We start from the raw sequence: 12,384 nt of genomic DNA, 5'->3' as shown, positions 1-12,384 counted from the left end.
AAGACGACTGATGAAGACGCAAAGCAAGACGTGGTTGGGCCGGGGTGCGGCGGTGTTCATTCTGGCCGCCGCCGCGGTCGGCGAACCGATGGCCGCATGGGCGGTCGATCCGGCGCAGACCCTGTTCTCCGAAGCGCTGACGCTGACCACCAAGGCCCGCAACGAGCCGGACGCCGCCAAGCGGGCCGACATGCTCAAGCGCGTCATCGGCAACCTGGACAAGATCGTCGCCGAGCACCCGGACACCAAGCTCGCCGCCCTGCTCCGCGACGGCCAGCGCATCGGCGCCTTCGAACGCAAGCAGGTCGAACAGCTTCTCGCGGAGGCCGGCGGCCAGACCGCGCCGCAGCCCGCGGAACGCCAGCCGGCGCAGCAACCGGCGCCGCAGGTCGCCGCCGCGCCGGATGCGGCACCGGCAACCGCCCCGGCTTCGGAACCGCCGGCTTCGGAACCGCCGCGTCCGGCCCGCGTGCGTGGGTTGCCCATCGACGCCGATCCAGCCACCCCGACCGGCCGAATGTTGTCCGACATCGCCGTCGGGATCAACACCTTCCTGGCAACGCGGACGGTGCCACTCTCCCCCAGCGTGCGCGAGCCGCTGCGCGCGGTCGAGCAGGGAGACCGGATCGTCGTCCAACTCCGCGGCTTTCAGGTGGAAATGGGCAGCACGCGGCTCGAGTTCGGCGACATCGACGTCGGCGTGAAGCGTCTGGCCGGAGACAAAGGCTACCTCGTCGCTTTCAAGGTCCCGCCCGAAGTGGCGATGTTCGTCAGCCATACGCAGAAGCTGATGTCATTCACCATCGGAGAAGGCAAGGCGTCCGGAACGTGGCGCACGGACTTGGGCTTCCTGACCGACGGCGACCTCGACCTGACGGACCTTCGCGCCCACGCCCACAAGGGCGACGCGATCGTTGACATCTACCGCCTGGACTCGCTGAAGGGGCGGCAGGCGACGAAGGAGGCCGACGGCACCCTGTCGATGACCGGCCTTCTGGAAATCAATGCCCTCCTCGTGACTCCGCCCGAACCCGGCGATCGGCGCCTCTCGGTGAAGCGCTTCGTCATCGGGAGCGAAGGCCGGGGCATCAGCGTCGAGACCATGAAGCGGCTTCAGGACCTCGGCGGCCTTCAAGCGATCGGCGCAAAGCAGGATAAGAACCACTCTGCCTCGCAGTTTCTCGACATCCTCGCGCAGGCCGCATGGGACGGCATGAAGCTGAGCTACACGGTCGACGGGTTTGCCTTCGCCGAGGGAGCGCAGACCATCCTGTCGGCGGAGCGCCTGGCCCTCGACATAGGCTACGACAACAAGGCCGCCCTGGCCGCCATCGAGATCGGCGTGGACGTGCAGAAGGTCACGACCGCGCTTCAGGAGGTCAAGCAGGTCCCGGACGAGTTGCTTCCCCACGGCCTGACCGCTTCGATGCGGCTCGATCGTCTGCCCGCCAAGACCGTCGCCGAACTGGCCAAGTCGTGGTTCCAGGGCAGCACGGGACAGACCGCCGCGGCCAACCCCCTCTCCGCCATGCAGAACGCCGTGTTCGAGGCGAAGCCGGAATTGGGAGTCAAAACGCTGACGGTCGCGGCGAAGCAGGCGGAGATCAGCACGACCGGTGCCGTCATGATCAATCCCATGGCAAAGCTGATGGTGTCCGGCGGGTTCGACGTGCAGGTCGTCGGCCTGGACCTCATCAAGGCCCGTCTCGACAAGGACGGTGCCACCCAGCCGCGGCTTGCCGAGATGGTGCCTGTCATCGTCGGGCTGCGCGGCCTGGGCGAACCGTCGAAGCTCGGCGACCGCAACGCGCACGCGTACCGCGTCGACATCACCCCCGATGGCAGCATCACCATCAACAACACCCCCTGGGAAACGCTCATCCCCAAGAAGCGCCCCTGATCCGCGCCGCCCCAAGTTCGGAGACAACAAACCCATGACCACGCAAAGCAAGGCACCGCTGGGCAAGAAATGGCTGGGCCGGGGCGCGGCGGTGTTCCTGCTGGCCGCCGCGGCCGGGGCGCCGATCCAGGCCGTTCTCGCCGCCGACCCGGCGCAGGAACTCTTCGTGGAAGCGATGAACCTGACCGCCAAAGCGCGCGCCGAGACCGACGCGGCCAAGCGTCTGGACTTGCTGACGAAGGCACAGGCCGACGTCCAACGCATCGTCGCCGAACACGCGGGGACCAAACTCGGCAGGCTGCTGGCCGAAGGCAAGAAGATCGGCGCCTTCGACCCGAAGGACATCGAGCGCCTGATCGCCGAGGCCAAAGCCGCCGCACCGGCCGAGGCGAAGGCAGAAGCCAAGCCGGAACCGAAAGCCGAGGCGAAGCCCCAGCCGAAGGCGGCCGAAGCGTCGGCGGCGCCTCCGGCGCCCAAGGACGCGCCGTTGCCGCCTCCAGCCACCGCCGCCGCGTCGGAGGATATCCGCCAATTCGTCGCCACGCTGCCGGCCAAGGACTCCGAACGCCACCGCAGCATCCGCCAGGGAGCGGACAAGCTTCCGAACAGGCTGTCCTTCGCCGACCTGAGCCTCGTGCTGGGTGAGTTTGCGGGCGACGCCCGGCTGGACCTCATCGCCCTGCTGGCTCCGCGCCTGCCCGAGCGCGGCATGCCCCCGGCGGAGATCGCCGCCCTGCTGGATCGGATCCAGGGGTACGGCCGCGTGCGGGCGATCCGCGAACTGGTGACGAAGCTCAGCCCCGTTCCGGTGGATCAGCAGGTGGCCGCGGCGACGACCCTTCTGGCCGGCATTAAGGAAGGCGACCGCGTCCCTGCGGTCGAACAGCTTGCGCCCGCCTTTGGCGGCGAACTGCCGGCGAGAACCGCCATTGCCTTTCTCCAGGGCATCGAGGGCTATCAGCGTGTGCAGGCCCTGCAACGGGGGCTCGCCCCCATCATGGGGCCGATCCCTGGCGCCGAACGCAGCGCCGTTCTTCGGGACCTGCTCGGCAACCTCAAGGACGGTGAGCGCAACAATTCCCTGCACACCATCCTTCATCAGATCGGCCAGGACCTCACGGTCGCGGAGGTGAACACGGCGCTGGGTTCCATGCAGGAACGGAACCGTTCGCAGGGGATCAAGGCGCTGGCGCCGCTGATGCTGCCGATACCGTCGAATGAGCGTCCCGAGGCGGCGCGTTCGCTTCTCGGCGGCATCAAGGACCATGAGCGGGTCGAGGCCATCACGGCGCTGGCCCCGCTGTTCAGGCCGGACCTCACGGTGGCCGACGCCGCCACCATTCTGGGTGCGCTGCAGGCTCACGGCCGCGCGCAGGCCATCGACGTCCTTGCCCCGGTCATGGTCGACAACCTGAAGCCCAGCGACCTTCCGACGCTGCTGGGCAATCTGTCCGACCACCCGCGTCTCTCCGCCCTGGCGGCGCTGGCCGCCCGGCTCGACCCCGGACTGACGGCGAACGAACTGGCGCTGTACATGCAGCCGTTCCACGCCGACGCGCGCGCCAACCTGATCAAGGCCATCGCGGCGCGGCGGAGCAGCCTATCCGCCACGGAGTTCCTGGACATCGGGGGGTTGCCGCAGGACGAGCACCACCGGCGGCAGGCGTATCTCCATTTGGTTCCCGCGCTGCAAAAGCCGCTGCCCGCCAAGGATTTCGCGGCGATCCTGCGCGGGGTAAAGTACGACCACATCCACACGCTGATCCCCATCCTGCTGCCGAACCTCACGCCCGACGTCACGGTGGAGGAGCGCGCAGCGCTGCTCGACGCCTTCCAAAGCCACAAGCCGACGGGCTTCGTGTATCAGGGGCAGGATCTGGGCAGCTTCGCCTCCGCCCTGCCGGAACCCGACCTCGCCAAGGGCAAGCCGCCCGCGGCAGGGAGCTTCGGCAGCGGCGATTGCGCCTCCGCCCTGTCCTGGGCGCTGGACGGCGTTCCGCTGGACCTGGTGCTCGGCGGCAAGCCGCCCATTCCGAAGGGCGTGCTCGACCCGCTCTCAAGCGCCAGCTTCGGCGTTCCGGCAACCAACTGGGAGCCGGCGCAGGTGACCGAGGTGGAGCAGAAGCTGGACATCTGCGCGCGCGGCATGACGGGAACCCGGCGTGCCGACCTCATCTCCGGAAACATCAAGCTTCTGAAGCCGCTCGCCCCGCATATCGAACGGCTGCGCGACATCCCGAAGCAGCGCGCCGCGCTGGCCGGCGAACTGGCGCGGTTGAAGGAACTGCCGGCGACCATCGAGGCGATGGCCGAACTGCGCGACGGCGGCCGCACCGGCCCGATCCTCGCCGCTCTCCCCATCGAGGAGGGCAAGGCGGCCACGGCGGAGCTGAAGGCGTTCGGCGAGGTCCACGCCGCCCGCGTCGCCGCGGCCATCAAGGAGCAGTTGGCGCAGATTCCGGAGACGCTGGAGGGCCTCGACCGGCTTCAGGCCGTGGCGCACAGTGTTCGCTCCTCCGCCCCGGCGCTGTGGTCCGACACCGCGCAGGGTCTGGAAAAGGCATTCGAGGATCGGCGCGGCATCATCGCCGGCAAGGCCATCGGCGAGTTCCGGGCCTCCGTCGCCGCCGTTCCTGCCGAGAGGAACGGCCTCGAGACCATCGACGGTCTCATGGCGCGGCCGAGCATCGCCGCCCTGCCCGAAGCGATTGCCAAGCCCTTCGCGGAGGCCGCATCGCAGCGCCGCACAGCCGTCATGGAGGAGGTGCTGGGCAAGGAAATCGCCGCCGTCGGCGCGGACGGGACCGGGCTGAGCAGGATCGAGGAGTTGGCGCGGTCGGCGGATGCCACGACGCTGCCCAAGGACGCGGCGACCCGGATTGCCGACGCCATCGCGCGGCGCAAGGCGGAGATCGGCAAGGAGTTTCACGCCACCATCCTGAAGAATTTGGCCGAGCTGCCCGAAACCCCCGAGGGCTACACCGACGCCATGGACCTCGCCGGCGGCCCGATCGTCGGCTTGGACGCGCCGACAACCGCGGCCATCCGCAAGGCGGGCAAGGACCGGGCGGACGCGATCCTGGCCAAGCTCGACGCCGAAATCCGCGCCAAGCTGGCCGAGATTCCCGCTTCCGACGAGGGGGTGTCGCAGATCGTCGAGCTGCGCGCCCGGACAGGGGACGAGTTGCCCGATCCGGTAGCGCAACGCTTCGCCGTGGCGGCCAACGACCGGATCGTCGCCATTCGCGCCCAGCAGAAGCAGGCGAGTTGCGACAAGGCCATTGGCAAAGCGAACCTGAAGGATGGCGCGCCCGCTGTTGCGCTGGGTGTCACCGACGGCACACGGACGCTGCGGGATTTGACCTGCGCTTTGGCCGCCGATCCGTCCGCCCCGGTGCAGGTCACCGGATACGAAGCGCCCGGCCTGTTCGGCCGGACCCACACGCTAACCCTGTCCGGAACGACGCCTGCCAAGGTGAGCCTGAAGGAGCTTGAGAAGGGCAAGGGGCTGGTTGGCGTCGCGGTCGAGGCCGCCGGCAAGTCGGTGGACGTCCAGCCTGCTGTCTGGCAGTCGCTCATGGAGGACTGGCGGCGGCTTCCCCGTCTGCTCGACCCGAACAGCGAGGAAGCGACGAAGGCCGACATGGCCGCCGGGATCGAGGACGGGCGGCTCGTCTGTGCCACCACGGGGTACACCCACCCCAAGAACCAGTGGCCTCTGCCGGTGGTCGCCTCAGGGCCCTGGAGTCAGGACACGTCGAAGCTGGAGGCGTTGACCGCCGGCGGTCTGGTCCGCGTGGCCGGCACCGAACAGCGCAACGCCGGCTTTGGCAACACGCAGCAAGTCGTCAACATCGACCTTACCACCGAGGGGCGGAAAAGCTGGAACGCGGCGCGCGAGGCCTTCTGCTTCGGCGGCGTCCGGGCCGTGGTGACGAACTACACGGTGCCGGCCGCGCGCGACGGCGTGCAGGCATCCATGGTGACGGCGCAACTCTACGCCAAGGATGTTCCGGCTTGGGTCGCGGCTTCGCCCGTGGCGTCGATCCTGAACCTCTCGCTCGACACGCACGAGCCGACCGAGATCACGCAGGTTCTCTTCCAGACCGCCAAAGGTTGGGTGGATGGCGATCGGGTGACGGCTGGCGCGACCAAGGCGAAGCTCGGCAAATAGAGGATGTACAGGACGGGGGCAGCCCACCCGTCCTGTCCCTGCACGTACTGCAAGGAGAAGGCGGTGACACGTCTCAGGGTGATCCGCCGCGCCGCGCTGCTGGCGCTGTGCGTGGGTCTTGTCGCCTGCAACCATCAGACGACCGGGGCGCAACCCGTCGCTCCAAAGTCTCTGTTCGGCGGAATTCCCGCGGACGCTACCCGCGTCTCCCCCGAAACCTTCGCACCGACCGACCGCCCCACGTGGTTCTTCATATCGTCGGCCCTGTGCCGGTCGGCGATGTGCAACCCGTCCGGATGGACGATCCATCTCGCTCCGGGCCACCGTGCCGGCCGTTCGCTGTTCGCCGCGCCGCCTGAACCGATGCCGGAGCGCTGGTTCCTTCAGGACAACCGGCTCTGCCTTGCGGGTGCCTCCCATACGGAATGCCTGGAGTTCTGGAGCCAAGGCGGAACGGTCCTTGCCCGCAACGAAACGGACGGCGTCTTTCACGTCACCACCGCAGACGGCTCTTGATCACCGGGTACGAAGACACCGCGCGTTCCGCGCCTGCCCGGTTCAGAAAATTCCGCCACCGATGTCGTTTTACGGAGTTCCCCCATGCAGCGCATTTCCGGTCTGATCGCGGTGGCGGCAGGCGCCTTGGCGCTCACCGCCTGCCAGACCCACCAGAACGGCGCCACGCCGGCGACGGGGCCCACCCTCGCCCAAATGCTCGAACGCGCCGACGCCTCCACCCCCACGGCGGCACCATCCGCGCCAATGAAACCCGGAGAAACGCTCCTGGCGCAAACCGGTGAGGGATGGAAGGTGATTTATGCCGACATCCGGAATCCGGGAAAGCCGCCGTTTCGATACTGCGCGATGGATTGGACCTCCGGCGGTGCGGGTGGCGTCACCTTTCAGGTCAGCCAGGACAGCGGTCTGCGCGTAATTCTTGAGACAAACAAGCGGTCTTTCAGCGAGAAAGCCCCGCTTTTTGCCGGAACCATCCGCTTCAGCAACGGGATCACGATGCGGCAGCAGTTTCAGGCCGTGACCCAGCACGTTGCCTGGATCCCCCCGGGCAGCTTCGACGCATCCAGCCTGATGCGTCACCTCGGCAAATCGGCCAGTGTCTCGTTGAACGATAGCCGCGGCAGCATGCTCGACGTGCCGACGCGAACCGCCGGAGACGCGATCCAAGCCTTCAATCAGTGCACCCTGAAGCGACTGTGAGCACAGCCCGGCGGCTGCGGTCATCCGCGGAGAGGCGACATTCCTGAATCGCTTCGCCCTGATTCGCTCCGCGGATGAACGCGGCCCGGCGATGGTGTCATGTGGCACGTATGGGGTTCTGGATTGCCCGTTTCCGGTTTCATTGTCCGCGCGGACGGCTACTGCATAATGCGCAAGGTCCAGGTCAGAAATTCTCCAAAAACGACTTCAAAGATGTCAGGCCTTCCGAAGGCGCCTCACTGATGTCAATGAAGGGATGGTCAAATTCAGCGTTGTGATCTAATATTTGATATCTTCCGCAATCAAAATTTGCGAGAAGTTTCTTCACATCTCTCTTCGTCATATAGCACCTGTTCAACCGCGAGGTTCCGGATGTCCGGGTGAGCGAGCTGATGGGGCGCGCGCAGCACGGGCAGACCCGGAATCGCTACTACAAGGGCGCGCGGCTGGCGAAGCTGACCGAGGCGATCGCGTCGATCAACTACCGCCTCCACACGGCTATGGTCGACGGCCAGCTGTGCCTGGTGCTGCCGCCGGGCGCGTGAGTGGGGAAGCTTCCGCAGGTTCGGAGGACGCCCTCAGCGTGTGAACCGATCTTCCCTTCCCGGCACCGCACGAACGTGGTGCCCTCGGTAAGGAACGGAACGCATGACCGACACGATCGACACGGAGTGCATGATCCTCGTCGCCACGCTGAAGCGTGATGTGGAATCGCTGAAGAAGGTGAGTGAAGCAGCCGCTGATGCCATGCTGGCTGTCTATCGGACGGCGGTGCCGCTGGCGAAACACGAAGAGTCGCTCGAAGCAATGCTCGAGGGGTTGAATCAGGCGATGGACAAATCGCTCGAGCTGACCAAGGCGCTTCGTAGCCTGGCCCGTCGCGTGGAGAAGGATGAGATCAGCGGGCACGAGCTGGCGGAAATCCTCGCCCGCAAACACTATCTCGATCGCCGGGGCTACACATCCTGGACTTTCGCTCCGTTGGTGCCAGAACGCGATCCGGCGCCGGGCGATTAGCGAGATCGGTCACCCTTTGCCTTCGTGGACGATGCCGGACGCTACCCGCCGCGCTGATGGGGGACGCTCCCGAAAGCGTTGCCAACGGGCACTGGATCCACGGCCTCCTGCTCGAGGAGGAGGCCGGTTTCCACAATCGTCCGGGCGATGATCCCGACCGCTCCGGGGCGCCGGCTGAGCGCCGTCACGTCGCCCGCGCGCCCGGCACGCCCGAAGCGGCGCACGGTCGATACGTCCATCAGGTGCGGAACGACCGCAGTCCCGAGGCTGTCCTCCAGATGTCCGGCGATGCGCGCGCCGCCGGCGTCGACGTCGCCCCAATGGAACAGGCGGGGTGGCGTCGGGGCCGCGCGGAGCAGATGGCGCAGCGCCCGAATCACGGTGAGGCTCGGGAAACCCCCGGTGTAGACCACGCACACGTCCGCCTGCCGCGCCTCGCGCACCTTGCGGTGAAAGGACGTGAGGTTCTCGACCGTCAGAATCGAAAAAGGGCCTTCGCCGTTCCAGGACAGCCCGTCCAGCCATTCGCGCTGGACGGCCACGAAGGGCGGGGCCGTGCCGAGCAGCAGGCCGTTCTCCGGCGTGTTCCCGAAGCGGACGGCCACCGGACCGCTGAGGAAGACCGGGGCCGGGAAACGCGTCAGGCCGAAGCAGGCGAGGAGTTCGTCATCGCCCAGCCCCTCGTCCGTCTTCGGCGCGAGACCCGACGACAGGGCGGCCTCCGCGTCCTCGTTGTCGGCCTGGGCCACCGAGCGCAGCATCCGCACCAGCCCGGTCCGGTGCCGTTCGACGATCTTGCTGGCGTCGATCGGATGGGTCGGGAACACCCGCACGGAGAAGGTCCGCGGATCGACGCCCTCCGCCTCGCCGCGCGCCAGCGCCGCGAGGATCCGGAATCGCTGGTCGATGCCGGCCTCGTTCGAGGGCGCCTGCCCGAAGGCGCTGTCGCCGCGCGCCCAGCGCCCGCAGGCGCGCTCGGCGAGCCCGTCGAGCCAGCGGGCGTCGGCCGGCAGGAGCCGGCGGATCCGTTCGCCCAGGTCCCGGGCCTGCGCCGTCGCCCGCCGCACGCCGAGGAAGGCGGCGAGCGCCTCCAGATCGGCGAGCAGGACCTTGTCCATGAGGTGGGCGCGCTCGTGGTTGCCCATGCGGACCTCGACGGCGCCGGCCGCTTCCGCTGCGGCGAGCGCCTTGAGAAAGCGCGCCTCGTCCTGGCCGGTCGGCAGCCGCGCGTAGTCCGGCTTCTCCGCCACGGCCGCGCCGTCCCGGCGCCGGTCGCCCCGCCGCAGCAGGCGCCCCAGCAGATCGCGCGCCGGGCCGTCGAGGACCGCCGGTGGGCGGGACGCCGTCACCCGACGCCTCCCGAAGCGCCGACCGCGTGTTCCTTGAACGCCGCGAAGCCCAGCAGCCGCGGGTTCTCCGAGCGGAAGCGCTCCCGGGCCAGATCCTTGACGTGCTGCGTGTCGATCATCACCGAGGTGCCGATGCGGGAGATCGTCACGATCGTCTCCATGAGCTGCTCGAAGGTCGTCCGCTCCTTATCGGGCGCGGCGATCACCGTCTGCAGGCCGATGCTCCGGTTGAAGGCGAGCACCTCGTCGATCACCGCGGCGTTCATCTTGTTGAACGCCTCGTCGAACAGGGCCAGGGAAATTCCGCCGTCGAGCCCCTTGCGATCCGGATAGGCGGTCGCCGCGAGGGCGGCGCCGATCGCGACGTGGTAGGGAACCTGCAACTGGCCGCCGGACGCCGTGCCGATGCGCCGCGCCAGGTCCGTCTTGACCACGCCCTTGCTGTTCAGCATCTCGAGCCAAAACTCGAAATACCGGCGCGGGTCCTCGATGTCGCCGATGGCGGCGTCGGGGTCGGTGGCGATCTCCTGCAAGCGCTTGAGCGCCCGCGCGCTCTCCTCGTCCAGACCGTCGGCGTCCTTGGGGGCGGTGTTGAACAGCAGCATGTCGAAGGTCGGGTCGGACGACCGCTCGATGAGCGCGATCATGTCCCGGTAGCCCGGTGCCTCCTGGCGCGCGAAGCGGTACGTCAGACCATGGAACGAGCGCTTGCGCAACTGCCGGTTCAGCTCCTCGAGCAGCCCGCCCATCGCGTCGAACGCGCCGCGCATCTTGCCGACGAAATCCTCCTTGAAGGTCTCGATCGCCTCCAGCCGCGCCTGGGCGGCCTCGGCCTCCTTGCGCACGGGCTCGTTGTCGCGCAAGTTGGCCTCCTCCCCCGAGACCCACGCGGCGACCGCGTCGATCGTCGCCATCCGATCGTCGTCGGACGCGTCGCCCGCCGCGTCGTCGGCCAGGGGGGCCGCCGACACGCACGCCGGGCGCGGCAGGTCGGAGCGTCGGAGGTACTCCCGGACGGATTTGAGGAAGGCGTCCTCGGTGCCGGCGAGGCGCTTGTCGCTGCGGAACAGGACGTAGCCGTCCAAGCGCTCGAGGGCGGCCGGCAGCCACCGCGGGTCGTCGACCGGGTGCTTGATGAGCGCGAACTCCTCCTCCATCAGCACGCGGTCGAACTCGGGGCGCCCAGGGTCGCCTTCAGCGATCAGCACAGCCCTGCGCTCGACCGCCTGCGACGCGACCATCACGTGATCAGCGTAGGCGAGCAACCCTTCCACTTTGTCCCGCAGGTCCGCGATGGTTCGCTCAACCGCGCCGATGGCCTCGCGCATGCCCTGCAGGGCGCCCTTGATGCGTCCTTTCTCCGCCGTGGCCTCGCGGATGGCCTCCTCGGTCGCGGGAAGATCCGCCTTGGCGACGCGGATCACCTTGATCGGCGCTTGGTCCTGCGCAGCCTCGAGCAACTGCTGTCGCATTTCGGCGTCTGCACGGTCTTGCGCGACCCGATCGAACTCCGCCTCGCTGGCCGCGAGACCGGGCGCCGTGAGGCGCTCCAGCTCCGCCAACTCGTCCCGCGGGGCGCGCTCGGCGCTGCGCGGGCGCTCCAACGCGGTCCGCTGTTCGGTCAGGCTCGCCTCCGCGTCCCGACGGCTCTCCTCCACCGAGTCCAGCATGCCCTGGGTGTCGACCTTGCCGAGCAAGAACGGGACCGGCGCCCGCAGCTTGCGCACCGTCCGGCCACCCGCGGGCATCAGGTCCCGGATGATAGCGGCTTCCTCGCGGCGAAGCTCGGCCTCCGTATCGACCATCAGGATGAGGGGCTTCTTCGCCGATCCGCACGCGCCGTGGCCGGGCGCGTTCATCGTCGCGCATGGCGATCACCGGCACGATGCCGCGCTGCCCTCAGGTAACGGCGAAACCAGGGCGCGCTGTAGCCCTTGTCGCCGGCCAGCTGGCGCGGCCGAGTGCGGGGGCGACCGCGGCGCCCCGGCAGGCGGACCGCCTCCAGCGCCGCCACGGCAAAGGGCAGCTCATAGCGCTGGCCCGCGCTCAGCACGGCGGCCAGCGGCAGCCCGTTGGCATCGCTCACCAGATGGATCTTGGTGCCGAAGCCGCCGCGTGAGCGGCCGAGCGCATGGTCCTCGGGCTCATCCGCGCCCCCTTTTTTCCGCCTCCGGCGGCGGAGCGGCTGGCGCGCACGTTGGAGCCGTCGAGGCACCACAACTCAAGGTCAATGCGTCCGTCCTCGTCCAGGCGCAAACGCAGCCGGTCGAGGATGCAGTCGAACAGCCCCTCACGCCGCCAGCGCACAAAACGCTCGTAGACCGTTGCCCAAGGGCCGTAGCGCTCGGGGATGTCGCGCCATTGCGCGCCGGTGTTCAGCTTCCACAGCAGGCCGTTGACCACCTGCCGGTGATCGCGCCAACGCCCGCCACTCTTGGGACCAGAGCGCGGCATCAGATCCGCGATCTGCTCCCACTGCGCTTCGCTCAGCTCGTAGCGCCGCAGTCCGCTCGTTCCTTGGGCCATCCCAACCACCTCGGCCCAATCACCAACCTGTCAACTGGCCGTCAGACAGGACCTAGGGTCTGTTGACATTCATCGGGTTGCCAAGACGGTCGCTACGAGTTGGATGGCCGCCGCGAAACTGGTGTCGGTTTTGTCGTAGCGGGTGGCGATGCGGCGGAATTCCTTGATCTTACAGAAGAAGTTCTCGACCAAGTGCCGCC

At 68.2% G+C, this 12,384-nt stretch carries 10 protein-coding genes and 1 pseudogene; 6 read left to right on the top strand and 5 right to left on the bottom strand.

The window, feature by feature from the left end; genetic code table 11:
- The first annotated feature begins 10 nt into the window (after nucleotides 1-10).
- The 6 genes from AC1DVI_RS24030 (at nucleotide 11) to AC1DVI_RS24005 (ending at nucleotide 8,309) form a co-directional block, all read left to right on the top strand.
- Nucleotides 11-1,900 carry a hypothetical protein gene (locus AC1DVI_RS24030; protein ID WP_476960104.1) on the top strand — a complete coding sequence of 630 codons (1,890 nt, stop codon included), beginning with the start codon at nucleotides 11-13 and terminating at the stop codon, nucleotides 1,898-1,900.
- Between the two features lie 34 nt (nucleotides 1,901-1,934).
- On the top strand, nucleotides 1,935-6,074 hold the full coding sequence (locus tag AC1DVI_RS24025; protein WP_476960103.1) for a hypothetical protein: 4,140 nt from the start codon (nucleotides 1,935-1,937) through the stop codon (nucleotides 6,072-6,074).
- A gap of 63 nt (nucleotides 6,075-6,137) precedes the next feature.
- Nucleotides 6,138-6,590: a hypothetical protein gene (locus tag AC1DVI_RS24020; protein ID WP_476960102.1), complete on the top strand. Its 453-nt coding sequence runs from the start codon at nucleotides 6,138-6,140 to the stop codon at nucleotides 6,588-6,590.
- Nucleotides 6,591-6,674: 84 nt separating this feature from the next.
- Nucleotides 6,675-7,292 carry a hypothetical protein gene (locus AC1DVI_RS24015; protein WP_476960101.1) on the top strand — a complete coding sequence of 206 codons (618 nt, stop codon included), beginning with the start codon at nucleotides 6,675-6,677 and terminating at the stop codon, nucleotides 7,290-7,292.
- A 380-nt stretch (nucleotides 7,293-7,672) separates the two neighbouring features.
- Nucleotides 7,673-7,837 carry a hypothetical protein gene (locus AC1DVI_RS24010; RefSeq protein WP_476960100.1) on the top strand — a complete coding sequence of 55 codons (165 nt, stop codon included), beginning with the start codon at nucleotides 7,673-7,675 and terminating at the stop codon, nucleotides 7,835-7,837.
- A 103-nt stretch (nucleotides 7,838-7,940) separates the two neighbouring features.
- Nucleotides 7,941-8,309 (top strand): hypothetical protein, encoded by a 369-nt coding sequence (locus AC1DVI_RS24005; RefSeq protein ID WP_476960099.1) that lies wholly within the window; start codon nucleotides 7,941-7,943, stop codon nucleotides 8,307-8,309.
- Nucleotides 8,310-8,350: 41 nt separating this feature from the next.
- On the opposite strand, the gene AC1DVI_RS24000 is transcribed toward AC1DVI_RS24005, so the two are convergent.
- The 5 genes and pseudogenes from AC1DVI_RS24000 to AC1DVI_RS23980 all read right to left on the bottom strand — a co-directional run.
- The gene (locus tag AC1DVI_RS24000; RefSeq protein WP_476960098.1) at nucleotides 8,351-9,658 is read right to left on the bottom strand and encodes a Wadjet anti-phage system protein JetD domain-containing protein; all 1,308 of its coding nucleotides are present in this window, start codon (nucleotides 9,656-9,658) and stop codon (nucleotides 8,351-8,353) included.
- On the bottom strand, nucleotides 9,655-11,517 hold the full coding sequence (locus AC1DVI_RS23995) for an SbcC/MukB-like Walker B domain-containing protein (RefSeq protein ID WP_476960097.1): 1,863 nt from the start codon (nucleotides 11,515-11,517) through the stop codon (nucleotides 9,655-9,657). Before AC1DVI_RS23995 ends, AC1DVI_RS24000 begins: the two co-directional genes overlap by 4 nt.
- Complete coding sequence (locus AC1DVI_RS23990; RefSeq protein WP_476960096.1) at nucleotides 11,514-11,744, bottom strand: hypothetical protein; 231 nt, start codon at nucleotides 11,742-11,744, stop codon at nucleotides 11,514-11,516. Before AC1DVI_RS23990 ends, AC1DVI_RS23995 begins: the two co-directional genes overlap by 4 nt.
- A complete protein-coding gene (locus tag AC1DVI_RS23985) occupies nucleotides 11,741-12,184 on the bottom strand; it encodes an IS5 family transposase (RefSeq protein ID WP_476960095.1) in 444 nt (147 codons plus the stop codon). The genes AC1DVI_RS23990 and AC1DVI_RS23985 overlap by 4 nt, the downstream gene beginning before the upstream one ends.
- Nucleotides 12,185-12,253: 69 nt before the next feature.
- Nucleotides 12,254-12,384 (bottom strand): annotated as a pseudogene (locus tag AC1DVI_RS23980) (IS5/IS1182 family transposase); the annotation flags it as partial.

This window comes from Azospirillum sp. P4_B5 (assembly GCF_056402275.1).
This window is presented reverse-complemented; position numbering and strand designations above follow the sequence as displayed.